The following is a 26,521-nucleotide window of genomic DNA, read 5'->3' as shown; positions in this document are numbered from 1 at the left end:
TACGCAAACGGTTTCGTTGTCGGCGTGGATTCTCTATAATGACGCGCGTTTTCCCCTGTTGCGCCCAATGAAGTGCTGGATCCAGTTGCTTCGAAGACGAGAGAACTTTGATTATGGAAATACTGCGTGGTTCGCCCGCTTTGTCGGCTTTTCGTGTTACCAAATTGCTGTCACGCTGCCAGGAAGCTCAACTTCCGATCAGTGATATCTATGCCGAATATGTCCACTTTGCTGATGTGAGTGCGCCATTAAGTGCTGAGGACCACGCCAAACTGCAGCGGTTGCTCAAGTATGGTCCTTCACTTGCAGAACACGCCCCTGAGGGGCAACTGCTACTGGTGACGCCGCGTCCGGGTACGATTTCTCCATGGTCATCTAAAGCCACTGACATTGCCCATAACTGTGGTTTGACACAGGTGGTTCGTCTGGAGCGTGGCTTGGCATTTTATGTCATAGCCCCAACACTGAATGAGACTCAGAAGCAGATACTCGCTAGCTTGCTGCATGACCGCATGATGGAAACGGTATTCACTGAACTCCAGCAGGCAGAAAAACTGTTCTCTCACCACCAACCGGCTCCCTATCAGGTGATTGACCTATTAGGGCAAGGCCGTAGTGCGTTGGAGCAGGCCAATATCAAACTGGGTTTGGCATTGGCACCGGATGAAATTGATTATTTGCTGAATGCCTTTACTCAGTTGGGACGTAATCCTAGCGATATTGAGTTGTACATGTTTGCCCAGGCCAACTCTGAACATTGTCGTCATAAAATTTTTAATGCCGACTGGGTGATTGATGGCAAACCGCAGCCGAAGTCCTTGTTCAAAATGATCAAAAATACCTTCGAACAGACGCCGGATTATGTTTTGTCCGCTTATAAAGACAATGCGGCGGTCATGGAAGGGTCACAGGTAGGGCGTTTCTTTGCGGCAGCGGGCAGTGATCAGTATGACTATCATCAGGAAGCCGCGCATATCTTGATGAAAGTTGAGACCCATAACCACCCAACCGCCATTTCCCCTTGGCCGGGAGCGGCTACCGGTTCTGGCGGTGAGATCCGTGACGAAGGTGCCACAGGGCGCGGAGCAAAACCGAAAGCAGGTTTAGTGGGTTTTTCTGTATCCAACTTGCGTATCCCTGGGTTTGAACAACCCTGGGAGCAGGATTTTGGTAAGCCAGAGCGGATCGTCACGGCACTGGATATTATGACCGAAGGCCCATTGGGCGGGGCGGCATTTAATAATGAATTTGGCCGCCCGGCATTGGTGGGTTACTTCCGTACTTATGAAGAACGTGTTAACAGCCATAATGGTGTTGAACTCCGTGGTTACCATAAGCCGATTATGCTGGCTGGCGGTTTGGGTAATATCCGTGCTGACCACGTGCAAAAAGGCGAGATCAGCGTAGGTGCCAAACTGGTGGTACTGGGTGGCCCGGCAATGAATATCGGTTTGGGTGGTGGCGCCGCTTCCTCGATGGCCTCGGGGCAATCGGATGCCGACCTGGATTTTGCCTCAGTACAGCGTGATAACCCGGAAATGGAACGCCGTTGCCAGGAAGTGATTGACCGCTGCTGGCAGTTGGGAGCCAGTAACCCTATCCTGTTTATTCATGATGTCGGGGCGGGTGGTCTGTCAAATGCGATGCCGGAACTGGTCAGCGATGGTGGCCGGGGTGGGCGTTTTGAGCTGCGCGATATTCTCAATGACGAACCGGGTATGAGCCCACTGGAAGTGTGGTGTAACGAATCCCAAGAGCGTTATGTATTGGCCATCGCGCCAGCGCAGATGGCACAGTTTGACCAAATTTGCCGCCGTGAGCGCGCACCTTATGCCGTCATTGGCGAAGCCACCGAAGAACGCCATTTAACACTCCATGACAGCCACTTCAACAATCAGCCGATCGATATGCCGCTGGACGTGTTGCTGGGTAAAACACCTAAAATGACCCGTGATGTGACACGTTTGCAGGCAACGGGTGAAACATTGCAGCGTGCTGGGATCACCCTGGCTGATGCGGTAAAGCGCGTGCTGCATTTGCCCGCAGTGGCAGAGAAAACCTTTTTAATCACCATTGGTGACCGTAGCGTGACCGGAATGGTCGCCCGGGACCAAATGGTGGGGCCATGGCAAATCCCAGTGGCTGATTGTGCGGTCACTAGCGCCAGTCTGGACAGTTATTACGGTGAGGCGATGTCCATTGGTGAGCGTGCACCGGTGGCGCTATTGGATTTTGCCGCTTCCGGCCGTTTGGCAGTCGGGGAGGCACTGACCAATCTGGCGGCGACTGAGATTGGCTCACTCAAGCGAGTGAAACTTTCTGCTAACTGGATGGCTGCGGCGGGTCACCCAGGAGAAGATGCCGGTCTTTATGATGCGGTAAAAGCAGTAGGAGAAGAGCTGTGCCCGGCGTTGGGGATCACTATCCCGGTGGGGAAAGACTCCATGTCGATGAAAACCCGCTGGCAGCAGGATAATGAACAGCGTGAAATGACATCACCGCTGTCGTTGGTGATCACCGCATTTGCCCGCGTTGAAGATGTGCGCCATACCGTGACACCTCAACTGCGTACTGATAAAGGCGATAGCGCTTTATTGCTGGTTGACCTGGGAAATGGTCACAATGCGCTGGGGGCAACCGCTCTGGCTCAGGTTTATCGCCAGTTGGGTGATAAACCTGCGGATGTTCGTGATGCCAAGCAATTGGCCGGTTTCTTCAACGCGATGCAGCAGTTGGTGGCGGAGCGTGCGCTGCTGGCTTATCACGACCGTTCTGATGGCGGCCTGTTGGTCACGTTGGCAGAAATGGCGTTTGCAGGCCATTGCGGTATGAATGTGGATATACAGCCATTAGGTGAGGATACGCTGGCTGCACTGTTCAATGAAGAATTGGGGGCGGTGCTCCAGGTACCAGCAACACAGTTGGCTGCAGTGCAACAGGTGTTTGCCCAGCATGGCCTGGTCGATAATGTGCATTACCTCGGTCAGGTATTGAGTGGCGACGATTTTGTCATTACCTGTGCAGGCAAACCGGTATATAGCGAAAAACGCAGTACCCTGCGTACCTGGTGGGCGGAAACCACATGGCAGATGCAACGTTTGCGAGATAATCCGCACTGTGCTGACCAGGAACATCAGGCTAAGCAAGATGATGGCGATCCGGGCCTCAACGTCAAACTGACATTCACACCTGATGAAGATATCGCTGCACCTTATATCGCCAAGGGCCTGCGCCCGAAAGTGGCGGTATTGCGTGAGCAGGGGGTTAACTCCCATGTCGAGATGGCGGCAGCCTTCCACCGTGCTGGTTTCGATGCCGTTGATGTGCATATGAGTGATTTGCTGTCAGGCCGTCGTGATTTACAAACGTTCCAGGCATTGGTGGCTTGTGGTGGCTTCTCCTATGGCGATGTGTTGGGAGCAGGAGAGGGCTGGGCTAAATCAATTCTATTTAATGACCGTGTGCGCGATGAGTTTGCCGAGTTTTTCCATCGTCCTCAGACTTTGGCTCTGGGTGTTTGCAACGGTTGTCAGATGATGTCCAACCTGCGGGAGTTAATCCCAGGTGCGGAACATTGGCCGCGTTTTGTGCGTAATTTGTCAGACCGTTTTGAAGCTCGTTTCAGCTTGGTGGAAGTGGCAGACAGCCCATCACTGTTTATGCAGGGGATGGTGGGTTCGCGCATGCCAATTGCTGTTTCTCATGGCGAGGGGCATGTTGAGGTGCGAGATGCGGAGCATTTGGCGGCACTGGAGCAGCATGGTTTGGTAGCATTACGTTTTGTCGATAACTATGGCCAGGTCACCGAAGCTTATCCGGCTAATCCGAACGGTTCACCGAATGGCATCACTGCCGTGACGAGCAGCAGTGGCCGGGCCACGGTGATGATGCCGCATCCTGAGCGGGTGTTCCGTACGGTCAGTCACTCCTGGCACCCAGATGAGTGGGGGGAAGATAGCTCCTGGATGCGGATGTTCCGCAATGCCCGTAAACAGTTGGGCTAGGTTGCCGATGGCCTACTGGTGCTAATAACGGGTTGATTTTGTTGGTCTAAGGGCACATTTGATGGTGCCCTTTTATTTTTAGCGGGCAGCTGTCGGTTTTTAGAGACAACCGCTATATTGACTGTCTCTAAAAAGCGACATGTAACATATTGATTTTAATGATGGTTATTTTACTGGTATTAAGCTGTCGGGATTTAGCGACGGTAAGAAGAAAACTTACTCATCTTTTGTGGGTGGGGCACTCTCTTATAAACCCAGATTAAATAATTTATTGATTATAATCAGGTAATTAAAAATAATTATTCAAACTTGGCACAAGTCGTGCATTATAATGCCCAGTTGCTCATTCAATTTTTTATGACCGGCCCCGTATTAGCGGAACAGCGCCTCATAAGCCGCCGAATGATGCCAAAGTAATGGTGCCTATCGTCCAACCAAACCGATAATTGCTGCGCAAGTGGCTTTATCAAGCATCGGGCGACACGTTGAGTGAGGCACCGCCTTGTATCCAACTGTGATGAAGTGTTCATCAATCCCGGATACTTATGGATGTTTTCGTCCTGATTCGATGCCAGTTCTGTATTATATTATACGTACTACATCACCTGGGGACGCGAAGTCAGCATCCACGCTTTCTTGCTCTGGGGCAGCATTGCCCCAGCGTTCAAGACCAATACCTCTCTTCGTTAATTCCTTGGTTAGTGCCAATTCATTTGCTACTTGGTGGCGACAATATGACAATCTTTGTGGAAGCACCGCAGGGCTGAAACCCAATAGACACGGGTTGTGTTATCCTACAGTTAGAATGAACCTGGTATAGATAACGAAATGATTTCCTTGAAAAGATGGCGTCTATTCCCACGCTCGCTGCGTCAATTGGTGGTGATGGCATTTCTATTGGTGCTGCTGCCGCTGCTGATCCTGGCTTATCAGGCTTATCAGAGCCTGAATAATCTGAGTGCCCAGGCGGCGGATATTAACCGTACCACGCTGACTGATGCTCGGCGCAGTGAAGCGATGACCAGCATGGCGTTAGAAATGGAGCGCAGTTATCGGCAGTATTGTGTGCTGGTGGAACCCACTCTGGAACGCTTATACCAAAACCAGCGTAAACAGTATTCACAGCTACTGGATGCCCACGCGCCTATTTTGCCGGATGAACGTTACTATCAGACCTTACGTGACTTGCTGACACAACTCGCTACTATCAAATGCCAGGGCAGTGGCCCCGATAAGGATGCCTCGCTGCTGCTGGAGTCATTTTCACGTTCTAATGCAGAAATGGTCCAAGCGACCCGCAGTGTTATCTTTTCCCGCGGTCAACAGTTACAACAAGCGATAGCTGAACGTGGTCAATATTTTGGTTGGCAGGCACTGTTATTGTTCCTGGTCAGTGTGCTGTTGGTGATGCTGTTTACCCGCATGATCATCGGGCCGGTCAAGGCGGTAGAGCGGATGATTAACCGTCTTGGGGAAGGGCGGCCTATTGGCATGATGGCCTCTTTTAAAGGGCCTCGTGAGTTGCGCTCGCTGGCACAACGCATTATCTGGTTAAGTGAACGTTTGGCGTGGTTGGAGTCACAGCGCCATGAGTTTTTACGCCATATCTCCCATGAGTTGAAAACCCCCTTGGCCAGTATGCGAGAAGGGACTGAATTGCTGGCCGATGAGGTGGTGGGGGCACTGACCACCGACCAAAAAGAGGTGGTGGCGATCCTCGATCAGAGCAGCCGACATCTGCAACAACTGATCGAACAACTGCTGGATTACAACCGTAAGCTGGCTGATGGGCCGTCAGAACATGAGAATGTCGAGTTGGAGGAACTGGTGGATATGGTGGTCGCTGCCCATAGTTTACCTGCTCGAGCCAAGATGATCCGTACTGAAGTGAGACTTGAGGCGAAATATTGTTGGGCTGAACCTACACTATTAATGCGCGTTCTGGATAATCTTTATTCCAATGCGGTGCACTACGGCAAGGAATCCGGTAACATTTGGATCCGTAGCCGTCAGGTGGACCAACGAGTACAAATTGATGTCGCTAATACGGGTACACCCATTCCAGAAGCTGAGCAAACCATGATTTTTGAGCCTTTTTTCCAAGGGAGTCACCAGCGAAAAGGGGCGGTCAAAGGAAGTGGGCTGGGGCTGAGTATTGCGCAGGACTGTATTCGCCGTATGCGTGGTGAACTGAAACTGGTTAACCTATCTGACGCCGATGTTTGTTTCCGAATTGAATTGCCACTAATCGCAGAGAGTGAATAAATAATGTACACAGGGTCTAACTGCGCTCATCTTACGCATACTGAAGGTTTATCGCGTGTATCCCGCTGCTTATCCCTTGGTAAAAACTCCTTTTCTTTTTTGGGCTCGCTCTTTTTGACCCCTGTTCTTTTGATAGCTCCTGTTCTTTTGATAGGTTGTACCCCGCATTCTGCCAGTAATACGGAGGTGCAACAGCAATATGAGACCATTACGCATCCCAAAGTGGTAGATTTCCGTACTGCATCCTGTGATAGCTTGTTGCAACTCGATGAAGAAGAGTTTTTGGCGAATTCACTTTACTGGTTACGGGCGTTGGATTGTGCCGATCGTCTCGGTTCTCCCCAGGCGCGCTCGTTGGCCAAAACCTTGCCAGACAGCAACTGGTCTAATGCTGTCAAGCAAGGTATGTTGTTGGCCAGCGCAGAGCCAACAGCCGCTGAACGCCGCCAGATCATTGCTCGTCTGGATAGCTATCATCTCGAGTTTCCTGATTCAGTGCGTCCATTACTGCAGCTATGGCGGCGGCAACAGGTTTTACAAGTTTCGTTGGTCGATGAGCGAACACGCTACCAGCAATTGCAACAGAGTACCGATAGCCAGATTGAGTCATTACATCAGAACCAGCTTCGTTTACAGAACCAGTTGCAGGTTACTGCGCGTAAGTTAGAGAACTTGACTGATATCGAGCGTCAACTCTCATCGCGTAAGCAATTACAGGGCGAAATTCCCGACAGCACGACCACACAATCTAAAGTCGAAGTAGATAAGCACGCAACACCGGCTAAAGCCGTGGAACCCAAGCCAGCTGCCGCCACTGCACCCGCTAAAGTGACCGCGCCCTCAAGCAAGCCAGCGGAACCCAAGCCGGCGGCATCGAATGCACCAGCAAAAGCAACTGAGCCTGAGCCGGCACCAGCAATGGGTACGGCTATCCCAGCCCAACCGGTAGAGACGGAAGATATTGATGGTCCAGCCCCGGAGCATAAGAGGGAAGCTACCCAATGACTGTTCGCAAACCGGCTAATCTGTTGTTGGTGGATGATGATCCCAGCCTGCTTAAACTATTGGGGATGCGCCTGACTAGCGAGGGGTTTCAGGTCACGACGGCAGAAAGTGGCCAGGAAGCGTTACGCTTGCTGACACGTCAAAGTATTGACTTGGTTATCAGTGATTTGCGTATGGATGAGATGGACGGCATGGCGCTGTTTACTGAAATCCAAAAATATCAGCCAGGGATGCCAGTGATTATTCTGACCGCACATGGTTCGATTCCTGACGCAGTGGCCGCCACTCAACAAGGTGTTTTCAGTTTTCTAACCAAGCCGGTTGATCGTGAGGCGCTGTACAAAGCCATTGATGAAGCGTTGTCCTTGGCTGCCCCCGCAGGGGATGACAGTTGGCGAGAGGAGATTGTCACCCGTAGTCCACTGATGCTGAGGTTGATTGAACAGGCGAAGATGGTTGCTCAGTCAGATGTCAGTGTCTTGATCAACGGCCAGAGTGGTACTGGTAAAGAAGTATTGGCGCAAGCTATCCACCGCGCCAGTCCACGGGGTAAAAAAGAGTTTATTGCGATCAACTGTGGTGCATTACCAGAACAATTGTTGGAGTCGGAATTGTTTGGGCATGCCAAAGGGGCATTTACCGGCGCGGTAAGCAACCGTGAGGGGCTGTTTCAGGCTGCTGCGGGTGGCACACTGTTCCTTGATGAAATTGGTGATATGCCCCTCTCTTTACAGGTCAAGCTGCTGCGTGTTTTGCAGGAACGTAAAGTCCGGCCATTGGGCAGTAACCGCGATCTTGATATTGATGTTCGTATCATTTCTGCCACTCACCGGGATTTACCCAAGGCGATGGCGAAGAAAGAATTCCGTGAAGATCTTTACTACCGCCTGAATGTGGTTAACCTGAAAATACCTGCGCTTAATGAACGGGCAGAAGATATTCCGCTGTTGGCAAACCATTTATTACGTGAGTCCGCGCAACGGCATAAGCCGTTTGTGCGTAGTTTTTCCTCTGATGCCATGAAACGCCTGATGACCGCCAACTGGCCTGGCAATGTTCGCCAATTGGTGAACGTTATCGAACAGTGTGTGGCTCTGACAACGGCTCCGGTGATCAGTGATGCGCTGGTGGAGCAGGCGTTGGAGGGGGAAAACACGGTATTGCCAACCTTTGTCGAAGCGCGAAATCAGTTTGAATTACACTATTTGCGCAAGTTGTTGCAAATCACCAAGGGTAATGTAACTCAGGCTGCGCGTATGGCAGGCCGTAATCGTACTGAGTTCTATAAATTGTTGTCGCGCCACGAGCTGGATGCCAACGATTTCAAAGAATGATGTTTCCTTTTCTGAACCTGAAAATGCAGGTTCTCAACAAATGAGGCGGAATGCTTTACACTTCGCTTTCTTTGTTGCGGTAGGGCAGATGATAGAGATATGAGTAGATCACTTTCCATTGCGTTGGCCCAGCTGAATTTGCTGGTGGGCGATATTGAAGGCAACTGCGAACGCATGTTACAAACGGTGCACGAGCAGCAACAAGCGGGTGTCGATCTGGTGATGTTCACGGAGCTGGCGTTGTCCGGTTATCCGCCAGAAGACTTGCTGTATCGCGATGATTTCTATCAGCGTTGTGATATCCAGTTGGAACGTTTACGGCAGGCCTCCGGCGATGTGGCTATTCTGCTGGGGCACCCGTGGCGTGAAGAGGGCAAACTGTATAATGCCCTGTCGCTGTTTTCTGCCGGCCGTTTACAGGCGCGCTATTTCAAACAACAACTACCGAATTATGGTGTTTTTGACGAAAAACGCTATTTCCAACCTGGCAATAAAAGTTGTGTGGTGAGCCTGAAAGGCTATCGCCTCGGGCTGTTGATTTGTGAAGATTTATGGTTTCCAGAGCCGGTTGACGCCGCGAAAGCGGCAGGCGCAGAAATCATACTGTCGATTAATGCCTCCCCCTATAGTCGAGAAAAACCTTATATCCGCAACACGCTGATAGAGGGGCACTGCCAGCGTAGTGGTTTGCCATTAGTCTACCTTAATCAGGTAGGTGGGCAGGATGAACTGATTTTTGACGGTTGTTCCAAGGTTTTTGATGCGGCCGGTAATATCACTCACCGCTTGGCGGCCTTTAGTGAACAGGTTACTCGGCTGGAATTTAATGAGCTGAATGTGGTGCCAATGGTGTCGCCAGCGGCAGAAATGCCGCAGTTGGCGCAGATCTATGCTGCCTTGGTGCTGGCGGTACGTGACTACGTGACCAAAAATGGTTTTAAAGGTGCGGTGCTTGGGTTGTCTGGGGGGATCGACTCAGCGTTGACCTTGGCGATCGCCGTTGATGCGCTAGGAAAAGAGCGGGTGCAGGCGTTAATGATGCCGTTTCGCTACACGGCGGATATCAGTATTGCGGATGCCAAAGAAGAAGCTGAAATCCTCGGTGTGGAATTTGATATTGTCTCGATCGAACCGATGTTTGATGCTTTTATGGGGCAACTGACACCGATGTTTTCTGGCACACAGCAAGATACCACTGAAGAGAATCTGCAGGCGCGTTGTCGTGGTGTAGTGCTGATGGCCCTTTCTAATAAACGCCGCAGTATTGTATTGACCACCGGCAATAAAAGCGAAATGGCGGTGGGCTATGCCACGTTGTATGGTGATATGGCTGGCGGCTTTGATGTATTGAAGGACGTCCCCAAGACACTGGTATTCAAACTGTCTGAGTACCGCAATACGCTCTCCTACGTGATTCCGCAACGGGTGATTGATCGCCCACCTTCCGCCGAATTGGCACCGGACCAATGCGATCAAGACAGTCTGCCACCCTATGATATTCTGGACGCTATCTTGGAAGGTTACGTTGAGCATGACAAGTCAGTTGCTGATCTGGTGGCAGAGGGCTTTGAAGAGTCAGTGGTACGTAAGGTAATTCGCCTGGTGGATATTAACGAATATAAGCGCCGTCAGGCTGCGGTGGGCCCGCGTATCACGGCTCGCAACTTCGGCAAAGATCGTCGTTATCCGATCACTTCAGGCTTTGGCCGTAAAAATTGGTAATTTAAGAGCCTAGTGGATAGGCGCGAGGAAATAAGATGAAAAAAATCGACGCGATTATCAAGCCGTTTAAATTGGATGATGTGCGTGAGGCATTAGCCGAAGTGGGCATTACCGGGATGACGGTAACGGAAGTTAAAGGCTTTGGCCGCCAGAAAGGACATACCGAGTTATATCGTGGTGCGGAGTATATGGTCGACTTCTTGCCGAAAGTTAAAATTGAAATCGTCGTGCCTGATGACATTGTGGAAACTTGTGTAGAAACCATCATGCAAACGGCGCAAACCGGTAAGATTGGCGATGGAAAAATCTTTGTTTTTGATGTTGCTCGCGTAGTGCGTATTCGCACTGGCGAACAGGATGAAGAAGCGATTTAACTTTCCCGCGTTTAATTTTTCCGTTCAAGCGGCAGGAATTATCCACTATTCCTGCCATCAAACATGAAAAGTCTGCATGATCATCATGAGCAAAAATCCAGTGCCAATCATTGAGTGGTAAATGGATCAAAGCCTTGTGCCACCTAAAGCCAATCGTTTGCGTAAAAACCTCTGTCAAGGCCTATCCTCAATAGGGTAAAACGGTTTACACTGTTGCCCAGAGCCCAAAGGGGGATTTTTATACCTTGATTGGTCCAAGTTACCGCTAGGGGGCAAATCAGCCACTTCCCAGGCGATTCGCGAACGAGGTGGCTGCGTGAACTCACACCGCTAATAAGTGGGTAACTTGAAACCGATAGGGTATGTCAGCTGAATTAAAGCCAGGAGATGCCGGATGTTAAAGCGTGAAATGAACATTGCAGATTATGATGCCGAATTGTGGCGTGCAATGGAGCAAGAAGTGGTGCGTCAGGAAGAGCACATCGAACTGATTGCCTCAGAGAACTACACCAGCCCGCGTGTTATGCAGGCCCAAGGTTCTCAACTGACTAATAAATATGCGGAAGGCTATCCTGGCAAGCGTTATTACGGTGGTTGCGAGTATGTGGATATCGTTGAGCAACTGGCTATCGATCGTGCTAAAGAGCTGTTCGGTGCCGACTATGCCAACGTGCAGCCACACTCTGGTTCTCAAGCGAACTTTGCTGTCTATACTGCACTGCTGCAACCAGGTGACACCATCCTGGGGATGAACCTGGCACATGGTGGCCACTTGACTCATGGTTCACCGGTGAACCTGTCGGGTAAGTTATATAAAGTGGTGCCTTACGGCATTGATGAAACAGGTCAGATTGACTATGACGACTTGGCTAAACAAGCGCAGCTCCATCAGCCAAAAATGATTATCGGTGGTTTTTCTGCCTATTCCGGTGTTGTTGACTGGGCAAAAATGCGTGAAATAGCCGACAGCATCGGTGCTTACCTGTTTGTGGATATGGCGCACGTTGCTGGTCTGATCGCGGCAGGTGTTTACCCGAATCCGCTGCCCCATGCTCATATCGTTACCACCACGACGCACAAAACCCTGGCAGGTCCGCGCGGCGGCTTGATCCTGGCTAAGGGCGGCGATGAAGAGTTGTATAAAAAACTGAACTCAGCTGTGTTCCCTGGTGGTCAGGGTGGCCCATTGATGCATGTGATCGCTGGTAAAGCGGTAGCATTAAAAGAAGCGATGGAGCCCGAGTTCAAAGTTTACCAACAACAAGTGGCAATCAACGCTAAAGCGATGGTCGATGTATTCCTCAAGCGTGGTTACAAGGTAGTTTCTGGTGGCACTCACAACCACCTGTTCCTGCTGGATCTAGTAGATAAGAATCTGACCGGTAAAGAGGCCGACGCCGCACTGGGCCGTGCCAATATCACCGTTAACAAGAACAGCGTGCCAAACGATCCGAAGAGCCCGTTTGTGACCTCGGGTGTGCGTATCGGTACGCCAGCAGTGACTCGCCGTGGCTTTAAAGAAGCTGAGGTGCGTGAACTGGCTGGCTGGATCTGTGACGTATTGGATAACATTAACGACGAATCCACCATTGAACGCACCAAGAAAAAAGTGCTGGAGATTTGTGCTCGTCTGCCGGTGTATGCCTAGTTATAGTGATTGCGCTATAGACTGACGAAACCCGCTACGGCGGGTTTTTTTAACACTATTGCAATAAACCGTGAGCTAGATTGCACCCTTGTGGTTTAAACATCAGGGAACATTGCTGCAAGATGTGATCTCTGTCAAAGTATGCCGTTGGCTCTGGCTGGAGGGAATATGGTTCTGCAATCAACGCATTGGCTTGCTCTGAGTTATTTCACTTATTTTTTTTCTTTTGGTATTTACCTGCCATTCTGGAGTGTATGGCTGAAAGAGGAAGGGCTGGCACCAGAAACTATTGGTATCTTGCTCGGCGCCGGTTTGGTTGCCCGTTTTCTCGGTAGCTTGTTGATTGCCCCTCGTGTTAAAGATCCCTCGCGTTTAATTAGTGCATTACGCCTTTTGGCCCTGCTTTCCCTGGTTTCTGCTGTCGGGTTTTGTTTTGGTAACGGCTGGGCTTGGCTGATGTTGGTGCTGGTGGGTTTCAACCTGCTTTCCTCACCGTTAGTGCCGTTGACTGATGCGTTGGCAGCAACCTGGCAGCGGCAAATAGCGCTGGATTATGGCCGGGTACGTTTATGGGGGTCGCTGGCCTTTGTGGTGGGCTCCGCACTGACCGGCAAACTGGTTTCTGTCTGGGGCCATAATGCCATCTTGTTCAGCTTGTTAATCAGCCTATTGGCGGTGTGGCTGGGTATGTTACTCAAGCCCAGTGTCATGCCCACCGGCGGGCTGCGTGCACAACATAACAGCAACCGCTCCTGGCGTGAATTGCTGAGTGAAGGCCCGGTATGGCGGTTTCTATTGTGCGTGACGCTATTGCAAGGGGCCCATGCCGGGTATTACAGCTTTGCTTCTATCTATTGGCAAGAAGCCGGTTATTCCGCTGCTAGCGTGGGTTACCTGTGGTCATTGGGGGTGGTGGCAGAAGTGATACTCTTTGCCTGCAGCAATTTCCTGTTCCGTCGTTGGAATGCAGGGAGTTTACTGCTGTTATCGGCGGTATGTGGTTTGCTGCGCTGGGGGTTGATGGCTTCTACGACGGAACTCTCCATGCTGCTATTGATACAAGTGCTACATTGCGGCACCTTTACGGTCTGTCATCTGGCAGCAATGCGTTTTATCGCGGCACGCCAAGGCGCAGAAGTGATTCGCTTACAGGCCGTCTATTCTGCTCTGGCAATGGGGGGCGGTATCGCCGTGATGACGGTGGTCGCTGGCTTTCTGTTTGAACATCTACAGCAGGATGTATTTTGGGTAATGGCGGCAATCGTGGTGCCGGTACTGTTTATAGCCAAAACCATCTCAGTTGCGGGCGAACGGTAACGGGCATGATTGGGTAGACAACAACAATGAGTCGATTTTTATGATGAAACACTGCGGCCCGAGGGTGCTGGCTGGCCTGTTAATGTTGTTCAGCATGGCAACCATTGCCCACCCACACAGTTTTATTGATATGAATACCACGTTTATCGCCAAAGACCAGAAACTGGTTGGGTTGAAAATGGTTTGGGTTATGGATGAAATGACCTCAGCAGATCTGTTGTATGATGCTGAAAACGCTAAAAGTGATTCCGAAATCTGGAAACAATTGGCGGCGGAGGTGATGGCTAATGTATTGGCGCAGCACTATTTCACCGATATTTACCGTGATGGTAAACCGGTGAAATACTTGAATCTGCCCACGGAATACCATCTTTCGCGCCAGGGAAATAAGGCGGTATTGGAGTTTGTATTACCACTGGCGGAAGCACAACCGTTGGTGGGTAAACCCTTTAAGATTTCCACCTATGATCCCACCTATTTTGTTGATATGTCCTACCAGGATCAAAAAGCATTACAGTTGCCACCAGAGATGGCCAAACACTGTGAGTTGAATTTGATGACACCCAAGCCGGATTCATCATTGAAAACCTATGCCATGTCTCTGGACAAGAGTGACTCCCCCCCTGAAGACCTGGCATTAGGGCAACAATTTGCCCAGCGAGTGACGCTGACATGCAAATAAAGATCAGGCAACCTGCGGGACAGAAATATCATTGGATGCTCGGGTTATGGCCACTGCTGCTGTTTTTGATTTTGCTGGCGCTGGTTATCCAGCAGGCTTGGCACTATTGGCCGCAGATATTGATGCACACGGTGGTGTGGCAGAAAAAGTTAAATCAGGAAATGGCGCTACTGTTACAACAAGTCAAGGCGGCACCACAGCAAGCGGGTATGGCACTGATGCTGTTCAGTCTTGGTTATGGCGTCTTACATGCTTTGGGGCCAGGGCATGGCAAAGTGGTGATTGCGACTTATCTGGCTACTCATCCAACACGTTTAAAAACCAGCCTGAAACTGACCTTTGCTGCCTCATTGTTACAGGGTGGGGTGGCTATTGGCTTGGTGACACTGGTGTTGGTGGTACTGCAACTCTCATCCAGTCAACTGCATCAGAGTAGTTTCTGGCTGGAGCGAGGTAGCTATATTTTGGTGATATTATTGGGGGTATTGCTAAGCTGGCGTGCACTAAAACGCCTCTATTTGGCGATTAAATCCCTGCGTCCAGTGCCCGCACTGCGTATTAACCGTTTACAACCCTTACCCGACACACATACCCATGGTATTGATTGTGGCTGTGGACATCGCCATTTACCCAATGATGCTGAGTTGCAAGCGGGAAAAGATTGGCGAACAACAACGGCGATTGTACTGGCGATGGGGATGCGCCCTTGTTCAGGTGCAATCCTGGTGTTGCTGTTCTCCAAAGTGATCGGTGTTTTTACCTGGGGTATTTTTTCTGCCTTGGCGATGGCGTTGGGAACGTCAATGACCATCTCTTTACTGGCGCTGTTTGTGCACTACAGCCGTAAACTGGCGATACGCATCAGCCGACAGCGTACCTCCGCAGCTTGGAGTCGCGTAGCTTGGGGAACTTTGGCATTGGTTGGCGGTTTAACTTTACTGTTTGCGGGGATAGTGCTGTATATGAGTGCGCAGCCTGAGCTAGGGGGCGGAGTTCGTCCGTTTTCCCGCTAACCTTTGCTTATTTGAGTCATAAGGAGAGACCAAGGTAACGCTCTGGCAGTTACCTTGGTTATCGCAGAAATTAAAACATTAACGCTTCAGCGCTTCACTCAGTTCTTCACGCATCACTGATAGCAGCGATTTCACCACCCGTGGGTTACCGGCAACCAGATTGCCAGAGTTCAAGTGATTATGACCGCCCACAAAATCGGTGACCACCCCGCCAGATTCGCGGACCAGCAATTCACCTGCCGCGAAGTCCCAAGGTTTTAGGCCGATTTCAAAATAGCCATCAACACGGCCAGCGGCGACATAAGCCAGATCAAGTGCTGCGGAACCGGTACGGCGGAAATCCGCACACTGGGTAAACAGTTTACCGATCAGATTAATATAAGAGGGAGCATGTTGTTTGGCTTTGAAGGGGAAGCCGGTGGCCAAGATGGTGCCATCCAGGTCTTTGGCATTAGTGCCGCGTAGACGGTAACCGTTGAGTTGCGCACCTTGACCACGGGTTGCGGTGAACAGTTCGTTGCGCATCGGGTCATAAACCACCGCCACTTCGGTACGGCCTTTAATGCGTACAGCAATGGAAACGGAGAAGTGTGGGAAGCGTTTGACAAAGTTGGTGGTGCCATCCAGTGGATCAATCACCCATTGTACATCTTGATCTTCACCCGCTAACTCACCACATTCTTCACCGATTATGGTGTGTTTGGGGTAAGACTTACGGATAATTTCAATGATCTGACGTTCAGCTTCACGATCAACGTTAGTAACAAAGTCATTAGAACCTTTCTGCGTTGTTTCTACAGAGTCAGGCGTTTCGTAATTTTTGGCAATCAAGTTACCCGCTTTACGCGCAGCGCGCACAGCGATAGTCAGCATCGGATGCATGGGCATTTTCCACAGGATGTTAAAGAACGAGAAACGCGCGGATTATAGCAGGTGTTTGGCAAAATACCTATGCCTTAGTTTGTGCAAATTGAATCCATGTGGCTAGACAAGAGGCGGAAACTTGCATGAACTTGGTGAGATGCCTGTGTTAGGATATGGCGATTTTCTTCTACTATTCAGAGTTTGTATGCTGCACAACATCCGCATTGTTTTGGTTGAGACTTCCCATACCGGTAATATGGGCTCCACCGCCCGCGCCATGAAAACCATGGGCTTAACCAACCTTTATCTGGTTAATCCACTGGTAAAACCTGATTCACAGGCTATCGCCTTGGCTGCAGGTGCCAGCGACGTTATTGGTAATGCTACGCTGGTTGATACTTTTGATGCCGCCATTGCCGGTTGCCGTCTGGTGGTAGGTACCAGCGCGCGCTCAAGAACTTTACCCTGGCCGATGTTAGAACCTCGAACTTGTGGGGTGCGAGCCGTACAGGAAAGCGAACAGGGGCCGGTGGCATTAGTCTTTGGCCGTGAACGTGTTGGCCTAACTAATGATGAATTGCAGAAGTGTCACTATCATGTGGCGATCCCGGCCAATCCCGATTACAGCTCGTTGAACCTGGCGATGGCAGTACAGATCCTGGCTTATGAAGTGCGTGTCGCTTACCTCGACCGCCAACAGGAAGGCGCGCCAGTACCGGCAGAAACGCTCTATCCGCTGGTGGACGATCTTGAACGGTTTTATCAGCATCTGGAGCAGACCTTGGTACATACCGGCTTTATCCGTGCGGCGAATCCCGGCCAGGTGATGGGGCGTTTGCGGCGTTTATTTGCTCGGGCGCGGCCAGAAGAGCAGGAACTGAATATTTTGCGTGGGATGCTGTCATCGATCGAAAAACAGGATAAAAATCAAGGCAATTAATCTTGGTAACATGCAGGGTCGGGCCGCGTTACCGGGTCGGGTTTGGCGACCGTTGCTTGAATGATCCTGGTAAGAAGTTTGAATGCCCTTGGTAAGAAGTTTGAGTGACCCAGGCAACAGGTTCACAGCCAGAGACAAGTCGTATAAAAAGGCCCAATAGTTGAGTAAATAGTGCGGTTAAATAGTTGACTGTTTTAGTCAGGAATGTCAGACTCTACTACATGTTCGACCAATAGGTAATCACTAGCTATGAGACTGACATCTAAAGGGCGTTATGCCGTGACAGCGATGCTTGATGTGGCATTACACTCCCAGAAAGGGCCAGTACCACTGGCGGATATTTCCGAACGTCAGGGTATTTCACTCTCTTATCTGGAACAACTTTTTTCCCGTCTGCGCAAGAATGGCCTGGTGGCCAGTGTGCGTGGTCCAGGTGGTGGTTATCTGCTGGGCAAGGATATGGGTGATATCGCCGTTGGTGCAGTGATCTCTGCAGTGGATGAGTCAGTAGATGCCACCCGCTGCCAAGGCAAAGAGGGTTGCCAAGGGGGGGGCCGCTGTCTGACCCACTCCTTATGGAGTGACCTCAGTGATCGTATTAGCGGGTTTCTGAATGGCATCACGTTGGCTGAACTGGTTAATGATCAGGATGTGCTGGAGGTGGCAAATCGTCAGCGCCGTACTCTTGATGAGCGTCAGCAAGAAAAGATCAACGTGAATCTACGTGCATAAGCAGTCAGTGACTCATTTATCTGTTTTTGGAAGTGATGTACGGAGTAAAAGAGCAATGAAATTACCGATTTATCTGGACTACTCGGCAACCACACCGGTCGACCCGCGAGTTGCGCAGAAGATGATGCAGTTTTTAACCCTCGACGGTACTTTCGGTAACCCGGCATCTCGCTCCCACCGTTTCGGGTGGCAGGCGGAAGAGGCTGTCGATATCGCCCGTAATCAAATAGCTGAACTGGTTGGCGCAGACCCGCGTGAGATTGTGTTCACTTCTGGGGCTACCGAGTCTAATAACCTGGCGATCAAGGGTGTAGCTAATTTCTATCACAAGAAAGGCAAGCACATTATTACCAGTAAAACCGAGCATAAAGCGGTGCTGGATACTTGTCGCCAACTCGAACGTGAAGGCTTTGAGGTCACTTATCTGGCCCCTCAGAGCAACGGCATTATCGATCTCGATACCCTTGCTGCGGCGATGCGCGAAGACACCATTCTGGTTTCCATTATGCATGTGAACAACGAAATTGGTGTGGTGCAGGATATTGAAACCATCGGCGAAATGTGTCGTGCCCGTGGTATTATCTACCATGTTGATGCGACCCAGAGCGTCGGCAAATTGCCTATCGACCTGAGTAAATTGAAAGTGGATTTGATGTCCTTCACTGGTCATAAAATTTATGGTCCTAAAGGTATTGGTGCCCTGTATGTGCGCCGTAAGCCACGTATCCGTATTGAAGCGCAAATTCACGGTGGTGGGCATGAGCGTGGTATGCGCTCCGGTACATTGCCAGTCCACCAGATTGTTGGCATGGGTGAAGCCTATCGTATCGCCAAGGAAGAAATGTCCACTGAAATGGCACGCTTGAGTAGCTTGCGTGATCGTTTGTGGAATGGTGTGAAAGATATGGAAGAAGTCTATCTGAACGGTGATTTGGAGCATGGGGCGCCAAACATTCTCAACGTCAGCTTCAACTATGTTGAAGGCGAGTCGTTGATCATGGCGCTGAAAGATTTGGCTGTTTCATCCGGTTCTGCCTGTACTTCTGCCAGCCTGGAACCTTCCTATGTGCTGCGCGCGCTGGGGATGAGTGATGAGTTGGCACACAGCTCGATTCGTTTTTCTCTTGGGCGTTTCACGACCGAAGAAGAGATCGATTACACCATTTCGCTGGTACGTAAATCCATTGGCCGTCTGCGTGAACTCTCCCCATTGTGGGACATGTACAAGCAGGGTGTGGATATCAACAGCATCGAATGGGCACATCATTAATTCTCAGGATTTAGGAGCAACGTCATGGCATACAGCGAAAAAGTAATAGACCATTACGAAAATCCACGTAACGTGGGATCGTTTGATAATGAAGATCCAACCGTAGGTAGTGGGATGGTAGGTGCACCGGCCTGTGGTGATGTGATGAAACTGCAGATCAAGGTTAACGATGAAGGCATTATTGAAGATGCCCGTTTCAAGACCTACGGTTGTGGTTCTGCCATTGCCTCAAGTTCCTTGGTGACCGAGTGGATGAAGGGTAAATCTCTTGATCAGGCCGAAGCGATTAAAAATACCCAGATTGCCGAGGAACTGGAGTTGCCCCCCGTTAAGATTCACTGCTCAATTCTGGCAGAAGATGCCATTAAAGCAGCGATTGCTGACTATAAGAGCAAGCACGGCACTAAGTAGTTTTACCCGTCGGCAATCAAACCACAGGGTTGTTGGCTGCTTTCGCTCACCCTAGTCACATAGTTGGCTATGTTCCTAGGGATTTGCTCAATTGCCGCCTACCTGCAACTTGATTGAATTTGGGTATATAACTTGTTATTTGGCCCGCGTAGTCGGGCCTGGCTTCGAATGAGGTTGCTATGTCAATAACCATGAGTGACAGCGCTGCGCAGCGCGTTCAGGCATTTTTGAACCACCGTGGCAAAGGTCTTGGATTGCGCTTGGGAGTGCGAACTTCCGGCTGCTCTGGAATGGCGTATGTGCTCGAATTTGTTGATGAAAAAAACGATGACGACATCGTTTTTGAAAACAAAGGCGTCAAAGTGATTATTGACAGCAAGAGCCTGGTCTATCTTGATGGGACCGAACTTGATTTCGTCAAAGAAGGTTTGAACGAAGGTTTCAAGTTCAACAACCCGAACGTTACTAGTGAATGTGGCTGCGGCGAAAGTTTTAACGTCTGATCATTGATGGCGTTCTCCGTTACGGCTCGGTTTTTCAAGCAGCAGTAGATTCCCTGCTGCTTGAGTGAGCTAGATAGCGGGTTTTCGAGGGTTCACCGACCTATCGCAGCTTGAATTATTTAGAATTCAATGCCCAGAGCATATTATGGATTACTTTACTTTATTCGGGCTGCCAGTTCGTTACAGTGTGGACGGCAGCCTGTTGACTTCGCGCTATCAGGATCTGCAGCGCCAATTTCACCCCGACCGTTTCGCTACCCAACCAGAACGTGAACGCCTGATGGCATTGCAGCAGGCGGCAACCATTAATGAAGCCTATCAATCACTCAAGCATCCGTTAAAACGGGCCGAGTATATGTTATCTTTGCACGGCTTTGATCTGCGTAATGAGCAACATACTCTGCGTGATCCTGCATTCTTGATGGAGCAGTTGGAGTTACGTGAAGAGCTTGATGCCATTGCACATCAACCCGATGCATCAGAGGCGCTGGCTGCTTTTACTGCGCGTCTGAATACCAGTTGCCAACAACGTAGTAGGCAGATGGTACTGGAGTTGGATAACCAGCAATGGGAAGTGGCGGCCGACAGCGTGCGGAAACTACGTTTTTTGGACAAACTGCAGCAACAGGTTGAACAACTAGAAGAAAAACTGCTGGGGTTTGAGTAATCACCTGATACTTTGCAAGCGTTAATCTGGCAACAAGGGTTTGGCGCTATCGCCACCATGCACCATGCGGTGGCTTGCAAGAGAGGGGAGAGATTTTTGATTGTGGAAGCTTTGATATATGGCCTTATTACAAATTAGTGAACCTGGCCTTAGTGCTGCGCCGCACCAGCGCCGTCTGGCTGCAGGTATTGACTTGGGCACCACCAACTCGTTGGTGGCTACGGTTCGCAGTGGGCAGGCAGAAGTATTGCCTGATGCGCAAGGGCGCTATCTGTTACCTTCAGTTGTCCATTACCAGGCGGACGAATACCATGTCGGTTGGGCTGCTCGTGCCCAAGCGGCACAGGATCCGGTCAATACCATCAGTTCTGTCAAACGCATGATGGGGCGCTCTCTGGTTGATGTGCTGCAACGCTATCCCAACCTGCCGTATCAGTTCCAGCCCAGCGATAATGGTCTACCGATGATGGTCACCCCCGCTGGCGTGGTTAACCCGGTGGGCGTCTCTGCGGATATTCTCAAAGCATTGACTGCACGTGCCAAAGAGGCATTAGACGGCGAACTCGATGGTGTGGTGATCACCGTTCCTGCCTATTTTGATGATGCGCAACGGCAAGGGACTAAAGATGCGGCGCGCTTGGCTGGCCTGCATGTGTTGCGCTTGTTGAACGAACCCACTGCGGCGGCGATTGCCTACGGGTTGGATTCTGGGCAGGAAGGGGTGATTGCTGTCTACGATCTGGGGGGCGGCACCTTCGATATTTCGATTCTGCGCCTCAGCCGTGGTGTGTTTGAAGTTTTAGCTACCGGGGGGGATTCTGCGCTTGGTGGTGACGATTTCGATCATTTGCTGGCAGATTGGTTGCGCGAGCAAGCCGGTGTTGCTGATCGCAGTGACCACGGGGTGCAGCGTCAATTGCTGGATGCCGCCATTGCGGCCAAAATTGCGTTGAGTGATGCACCAAGCACACTGGTCAATGTGGCGGGTTGGCAAGGGGAAGTGACCCGTGAACAGTTTGAAACGCTGATTGCTGCTTTGGTGAAACGCACGCTGTTGGCGTGCCGTCGTGCACTTAAAGATGCTGAAGTCACAATAGATGAGGTCTTGGCGGTGGTGATGGTCGGTGGGTCCACTCGTGTTCCGCTGGTGCGCGAGCAGGTGGGGGCATTTTTTGGCCGTACCCCACTGACATCCATCGATCCGGATAAAGTGGTGGCTATCGGTGCGGCTATTCAGGCCGATATTCTGGTGGGTAACAAGCCAGACAGCGAAATGCTGCTGCTGGATGTGATCCCATTATCGCTGGGGTTGGAAACCATGGGGGGCCTGGTTGAGAAAGTGATCCCCCGTAATACCACCATCCCAGTGGCCCGTGCGCAAGAGTTCACCACCTTCAAAGATGGTCAGAGCGCCATGATGATTCATGTCCTGCAGGGGGAGCGCGAACTGGTGGCCGATTGCCGCTCGCTGGCGCGTTTTACGCTACGTGGTTTACCACCGCTAGCTGCGGGTGGCGCGCATATTCGGGTGACTTTTCAGGTTGATGCCGATGGTCTGTTGAGTGTGACGGCGATGGAGAAATCCACAGGAGTTGAAGCCTCTATACAGGTGAAGCCTTCCTATGGTTTGTCTGATGCGGAAATTGCCGGGATGATCAAAGATTCCATGGCCAATGCGCAAAGCGATATTGGCGCCCGCAAACTGGCAGAGCAGCAGGTTGAAGCTTCTCGGGTACTGGAAAGCTTGCAAGGGGCGTTGGCCAGCGATGCAGCGTTACTCAGTGAAGCAGAAAGCCAGGCTATCAACCAGGCGGTAGCAAACCTGCGGCAAGTGATGCAAGGTACCGATCCTGCTGCTATTGAAGCCGCTATTAAAGACGTTGATGCAACAACTCAAGATTTTGCCGCGCGCCGTATGGACAATTCGATTCGTCGTGCGTTGGCAGGCCATTCTGTGGATGAGGTTTAACCATGCCTAAAATTGTTTTTTTACCTAATCAAGATCATTGTCCTGAGGGCGCGGTATTGGACGCCGAGGTTGGGGAAACCATCCTTGATGTCGCATTGCGCAATGGCATTGAAATTGAGCATGCTTGTGAGAAATCCTGTGCTTGCACCACCTGCCATTGCATTGTGCGCGAAGGGTTTGATTCCCTCGACGAAAGCAGTGAGCTGGAGGACGACATGCTGGATAAAGCCTGGGGGCTGGAGCCCGAGAGTCGTTTGAGTTGTCAGGCACGTGTCAGCGATGAAGATCTGGTGGTAGAAATACCACGCTATACCATCAACCATGCACGTGAACATTGATCGTCATTCAAACGTAGCCGTGATTTAAACTTAACCGTCATTTAAATTGAGTCGTTATTCAAACAACCGTTTTGTGACCGGTAATTTTAATGCCTGGAGATAACAATGGGCCTGAAATGGACAGATAGTCGTGAAATTGGTGAGGCGTTGTATGACGCCTATCCTGATACGGATCCAACCACGGTACGTTTTACCGATATGCACCAATGGATCTGCCAACTGGAAGAATTTGATGACAACCCACAGGCATCCAACGAAAAAATATTGGAAGCGATCCTGTTGGTTTGGCTGGATGAAGCGCAATAAAGAGCACCATCAGCCAAATAGCCCTTAACTCCCTGGCAACTTGAATACGCCAGGGGGTACAAGGTATAGCAAAGAATGATCCGGAGTTAACGCGATGACCACTGAAATCATGCAGATCACACTATCACAACAGCCAGCAGATGCCCGCTGGGGTGACAAGGCGTTGTTGAGCACCAATGACCAAGGGATGACTATCCATCTGGCTGCGGGTAGCAAGCTCGGGGCGATTCAACGGGCGGCACGCAAAATAGATGGTCAAGGTATCAGAAACGTGAAACTGGCCGGTGATGGTTGGGGCCTTGAGCAAAGCTGGGCATTCTGGCAGGGGTTCCGTGGGCCGAAAGGGCAGCGCCGTGTTGAATGGGCCGTTTTACCCGCAGCGGAATCTCAGGAGCTACAACAACGCCTGATGGTGGTTGATTGGGTACGTGACACCATCAATATGCCAGCGGAAGAGTTGGGGCCAGAGCAACTGGCTGCCCGTGCCGTTGATCTGATGTGCGAAGTGGCAGGTGAAGCCATCAGCTATCGCATTACCAAAGGTGAAGACCTGCGTGAGCAGAACTATGCTGGCCTGTATAGTGTCGGCCGCGGTTCTGAGCGCCCGCCAGTGCTATTAGCGCTGGATTTTAACCCGACAGGTAACCCGGATGCTCCGGTGTTTGCATGCTTGGTGGGGAAAGGGATTACCTTTGATTCAGGGGGCTACAGCCTCAAACAAAGCGCCTTTATGGACTCCATGAAGTCCGATATGGGAGGCGCTGCGACCATCACCGGTGCACTGGCGTTGGCGGTATTGCGTGGTTTGCAGCAACGCGTCAAATTGTTCTTGTGTTGTGCCGATAATCTGGTCAGTGGTAATGCATTCAAGTTGGGTGACATTATTCGCTACCGTAACGGCAAAACCGTTGAAGTGATGAATACCGATGCCGAAGGGCGCTTGGTGCTGGCGGATGGTTTGATTGATGCCAGTGAGCAACAGTCCGCACTGATTATCGATTGTGCCACCTTGACCGGGGCGGCGAAAACCGCATTAGGTAACGACTATCACGCGCTGTTCAGCTTTGATGATGCATTGGCGCAAGAAGTGCTGGTCAGTGCCGAACTGGAGCACGAGCCATTCTGGCGTTTGCCATTGGCAGAATTCCACCGTGGTCAATTGCCGTCAAACTTCGCCGATCTTAATAATATTGCAGGGGCCGCACATAGTGCTGGTGCCAGTACCGCAGCGGCGTTTCTATCGCATTTTGTGAAGAACTACCAGCAAGGATGGTTGCATATTGACTGTTCTGCCACTTATCGCAAAGGGGCGGTCGAGCAGTGGTCGGCGGGTGCGACGGGCTTAGGGGTGCGCACGTTGGCAAATCTGTTGCTGCGTAAGGCTAAATAACCGCAGGGCAGGCTGGGGCGCACTCATCCTTGTGAATTGACGTGCACAGATATGACATTTTATAAGGGTTCAGCGGTGCTGAACCCTTAATACATTGGAGTTGGCGATGAATACCCACCATCATCATAATGAGCATGATGCCATGTCGAGCTCTGATGAGCTTGAACAACTGCTGAAATTAGCGGCATCACAACCAGCGTATCGTCCGGCGTTTTTTCGCCAATTGCTGGATGCCACGGTCTATATTTTGGGGGACAGTGAGCAGGTGCAACTGCAAGGTGAAATCACGCTGGATGCAGAAACACCGGTGAATATTCAGCACTGGGAAAAGCAAGATGGCAGCAGTGTGGTGCCTTTCTTCTCCTCGTTGGCGTTGTTACAACAGGCAGTGGCGGAGGAGGAACACCCTTTTATTGCTATGCCTACGCGGGTACTGTTTGAAATCACCCAAGGAGACCATCTGTTTCTCAACCCCAAAGCGGAATACAGCAAAGAGTTTTTCCCAGATGAAGTTGCCATGCTGTTAGCCACAGGTGGGGTAGTGAAACCCGTTGAGCGCGATATTGAACAAGAAACTCAACTGCTGTTGGGGCAACCCACTGAATATCCAGCGGCAATGATCGATGCACTTACCACCTTATTTAGTCAACGTAAGCTGGTTCGGCGAGCTTTTCTGGCGTTGATACATGACCGAGAGGTTGATGAGCAGCCCAATCTGCTGATTGGGTTAGATGTGAAAGGTGAGCAGGTAGATATTGATGCACTTATCAGTGAAGCCGGCATGGTGGCCAGTGAAACAGCACCGAATGATGACCCTGTCGATTTTTGTCTGGTAGAAGAGAATGCGCGCGGTGTGAGTCACTACTTGGTCAATCATACCCAGCCATTTTATCAGCGTCGTTGGGGAAGCTGGTTGCGAAACGCTATTCCGTCAACGGATGTCTCCAGTTCTGTTTGAAAAACATCACGATATTGAGTGATTACGATCATTTATTTTTAAAGAAATGTATATTTTTGCATAGGAAATTGTTAACGGTGGACATATAATCTGCGCCACTCGATAGGGCCGTATCTTCGATGTACGGCCTGTTTTGGAAACTATAATAGAGGCCATCATGACCGTAGAACGTACCTTTTCCATTATTAAACCCAACGCTGTAGCTAACAATGATATTGGCGCAATTTACGCTCGCTTTGAGCGTGCAGGTTTCAAAATTATTGCATCTAAAATGTTGCGCATGACCCGTGAACAGGCGGAAGGTTTCTACGCCGAGCATAAAGACCGTCCATTCTTCAATGGATTGGTAGAGTTTATGACTTCGGGGCCAGTCATGGTTCAGGTACTAGAAGCGGAAAATGCCGTACAACGTAACCGTGATATCATGGGGGCAACCAACCCAGACAACGCGCTCGCGGGTACCTTGCGTGCCGATTATGCTGACAGCTTTACCGCCAATGCGGTACATGGCTCAGATGCTGTAGAATCTGCTCAGCGTGAAATTGCTTATTTCTTTACTGAAAGTGAACTCTGCCCACGCTAAAAGCGTATAAATCTGCATCGAGAGTCATTGTTTCGTTGCAAAAGAGTTGTCACTCACATTATTGACTCTTTACGGTAACCGGCAGATACAATAAAAATGACTGGGAAGCCGTTCAGACGTGGAAATGAGTTATTAATATTTGTACAATGCTGCGCCCTGGGAGTGAACTGCCCAGGGCGCATTTTTTCTGTCATTGTGTAATCCGCACATGGTGTAATTGATCCAT

The 26,521-nt window shown here is 50.6% G+C and carries 23 protein-coding genes; 22 read left to right on the top strand and 1 reads right to left on the bottom strand.

Annotated features, from left to right (window positions below; all coding sequences use genetic code 11):
• Positions 1–110: 110 nt before the first annotated feature.
• The 10 genes from purL to AC2A06_RS10920 all read left to right on the top strand — a co-directional run bounded on the left by purL (position 111) and on the right by AC2A06_RS10920 (position 15,364).
• Positions 111–4,004 carry a phosphoribosylformylglycinamidine synthase gene (gene purL / locus AC2A06_RS10965; protein ID WP_484380304.1) on the top strand — a complete coding sequence of 1,298 codons (3,894 nt, stop codon included), beginning with the start codon at positions 111–113 and terminating at the stop codon, positions 4,002–4,004.
• 828 nt (positions 4,005–4,832) lie between these two features.
• Positions 4,833–6,269, top strand: coding sequence for a sensor histidine kinase (locus AC2A06_RS10960; protein ID WP_484380289.1), 1,437 nt, complete (start codon positions 4,833–4,835; stop codon positions 6,267–6,269).
• A gap of 3 nt (positions 6,270–6,272) precedes the next feature.
• Positions 6,273–7,274 carry a two-component system QseEF-associated lipoprotein QseG gene (gene qseG / locus AC2A06_RS10955; protein ID WP_484380288.1) on the top strand — a complete coding sequence of 334 codons (1,002 nt, stop codon included), beginning with the start codon at positions 6,273–6,275 and terminating at the stop codon, positions 7,272–7,274.
• Entirely contained in the window at positions 7,271–8,608 is a 1,338-nt protein-coding gene (gene glrR / locus AC2A06_RS10950; protein ID WP_484380287.1) for a two-component system response regulator GlrR, read from the top strand. Before qseG ends, glrR begins: the two co-directional genes overlap by 4 nt.
• Positions 8,609–8,707: 99 nt before the next feature.
• Positions 8,708–10,330, top strand: coding sequence for an NAD+ synthase (locus AC2A06_RS10945; RefSeq protein ID WP_484380286.1), 1,623 nt, complete (start codon positions 8,708–8,710; stop codon positions 10,328–10,330).
• 35 nt (positions 10,331–10,365) lie between these two features.
• Positions 10,366–10,704, top strand: coding sequence for a nitrogen regulatory protein P-II (gene glnB, locus AC2A06_RS10940; RefSeq protein WP_484380285.1), 339 nt, complete (start codon positions 10,366–10,368; stop codon positions 10,702–10,704).
• A gap of 394 nt (positions 10,705–11,098) precedes the next feature.
• Complete coding sequence (gene glyA / locus AC2A06_RS10935) at positions 11,099–12,352, top strand: serine hydroxymethyltransferase (RefSeq protein ID WP_484380284.1); 1,254 nt, start codon at positions 11,099–11,101, stop codon at positions 12,350–12,352.
• Positions 12,353–12,520: 168 nt separating this feature from the next.
• Positions 12,521–13,669 carry a 3-phenylpropionate MFS transporter gene (locus tag AC2A06_RS10930; RefSeq protein ID WP_023489148.1) on the top strand — a complete coding sequence of 383 codons (1,149 nt, stop codon included), beginning with the start codon at positions 12,521–12,523 and terminating at the stop codon, positions 13,667–13,669.
• Between the two features lie 40 nt (positions 13,670–13,709).
• The gene (locus AC2A06_RS10925; RefSeq protein WP_473197142.1) at positions 13,710–14,351 is read left to right on the top strand and encodes a DUF1007 family protein; all 642 of its coding nucleotides are present in this window, start codon (positions 13,710–13,712) and stop codon (positions 14,349–14,351) included.
• On the top strand, positions 14,342–15,364 hold the full coding sequence (locus AC2A06_RS10920) for a nickel/cobalt transporter (protein WP_484380283.1): 1,023 nt from the start codon (positions 14,342–14,344) through the stop codon (positions 15,362–15,364). The genes AC2A06_RS10925 and AC2A06_RS10920 overlap by 10 nt, the downstream gene beginning before the upstream one ends.
• 78 nt (positions 15,365–15,442) lie before the next feature.
• On the opposite strand, the gene suhB is transcribed toward AC2A06_RS10920, so the two are convergent.
• The gene (gene suhB, locus AC2A06_RS10915) at positions 15,443–16,246 is read right to left on the bottom strand and encodes an inositol-1-monophosphatase (protein ID WP_023489151.1); all 804 of its coding nucleotides are present in this window, start codon (positions 16,244–16,246) and stop codon (positions 15,443–15,445) included.
• 187 nt (positions 16,247–16,433) lie between these two features.
• Between suhB and trmJ the strand changes: the two genes are divergently transcribed.
• From trmJ to ndk, 12 genes are all read left to right on the top strand, one after another.
• Positions 16,434–17,168 carry a tRNA (cytosine(32)/uridine(32)-2'-O)-methyltransferase TrmJ gene (gene trmJ, locus AC2A06_RS10910; RefSeq protein WP_473197145.1) on the top strand — a complete coding sequence of 245 codons (735 nt, stop codon included), beginning with the start codon at positions 16,434–16,436 and terminating at the stop codon, positions 17,166–17,168.
• Between the two features lie 249 nt (positions 17,169–17,417).
• On the top strand, positions 17,418–17,900 hold the full coding sequence (gene iscR, locus AC2A06_RS10905; RefSeq protein ID WP_023489153.1) for a Fe-S cluster assembly transcriptional regulator IscR: 483 nt from the start codon (positions 17,418–17,420) through the stop codon (positions 17,898–17,900).
• A gap of 55 nt (positions 17,901–17,955) precedes the next feature.
• Positions 17,956–19,170, top strand: coding sequence for an IscS subfamily cysteine desulfurase (locus AC2A06_RS10900; protein ID WP_484380282.1), 1,215 nt, complete (start codon positions 17,956–17,958; stop codon positions 19,168–19,170).
• Positions 19,171–19,194: 24 nt separating this feature from the next.
• Positions 19,195–19,581, top strand: a complete 387-nt coding sequence (gene iscU, locus AC2A06_RS10895; RefSeq protein WP_023489155.1) for a Fe-S cluster assembly scaffold IscU — start codon at positions 19,195–19,197, stop codon at positions 19,579–19,581.
• Positions 19,582–19,760: 179 nt separating this feature from the next.
• Entirely contained in the window at positions 19,761–20,084 is a 324-nt protein-coding gene (gene iscA / locus AC2A06_RS10890) for an iron-sulfur cluster assembly protein IscA (RefSeq protein WP_023489156.1), read from the top strand.
• Between the two features lie 145 nt (positions 20,085–20,229).
• The gene (gene hscB / locus AC2A06_RS10885) at positions 20,230–20,751 is read left to right on the top strand and encodes a co-chaperone HscB (protein ID WP_484380281.1); all 522 of its coding nucleotides are present in this window, start codon (positions 20,230–20,232) and stop codon (positions 20,749–20,751) included.
• Between the two features lie 118 nt (positions 20,752–20,869).
• Positions 20,870–22,720: a Fe-S protein assembly chaperone HscA gene (gene hscA, locus AC2A06_RS10880; RefSeq protein ID WP_484380280.1), complete on the top strand. Its 1,851-nt coding sequence runs from the start codon at positions 20,870–20,872 to the stop codon at positions 22,718–22,720.
• Between the two features lie 2 nt (positions 22,721–22,722).
• Positions 22,723–23,058, top strand: a complete 336-nt coding sequence (gene fdx / locus AC2A06_RS10875; protein ID WP_023489159.1) for an ISC system 2Fe-2S type ferredoxin — start codon at positions 22,723–22,725, stop codon at positions 23,056–23,058.
• 105 nt (positions 23,059–23,163) lie between these two features.
• The gene (gene iscX, locus AC2A06_RS10870) at positions 23,164–23,364 is read left to right on the top strand and encodes a Fe-S cluster assembly protein IscX (RefSeq protein WP_023489160.1); all 201 of its coding nucleotides are present in this window, start codon (positions 23,164–23,166) and stop codon (positions 23,362–23,364) included.
• Between the two features lie 94 nt (positions 23,365–23,458).
• Complete coding sequence (gene pepB, locus AC2A06_RS10865) at positions 23,459–24,754, top strand: aminopeptidase PepB (protein WP_484380279.1); 1,296 nt, start codon at positions 23,459–23,461, stop codon at positions 24,752–24,754.
• A 106-nt stretch (positions 24,755–24,860) separates the two neighbouring features.
• Positions 24,861–25,712 (top strand): enhanced serine sensitivity protein SseB, encoded by an 852-nt coding sequence (sseB, locus tag AC2A06_RS10860; RefSeq protein WP_473197149.1) that lies wholly within the window; start codon positions 24,861–24,863, stop codon positions 25,710–25,712.
• A 157-nt stretch (positions 25,713–25,869) separates the two neighbouring features.
• Positions 25,870–26,295: a nucleoside-diphosphate kinase gene (gene ndk / locus AC2A06_RS10855; RefSeq protein WP_023489163.1), complete on the top strand. Its 426-nt coding sequence runs from the start codon at positions 25,870–25,872 to the stop codon at positions 26,293–26,295.
• Positions 26,296–26,521 lie beyond the last annotated feature (226 nt).

Source organism: Serratia sp. HNCC26DJ244 (genome assembly GCF_057180565.1).
The sequence above is the reverse complement of the archived record's forward strand: the minus strand, read 5'-3'. Positions and strand labels throughout refer to the sequence as shown.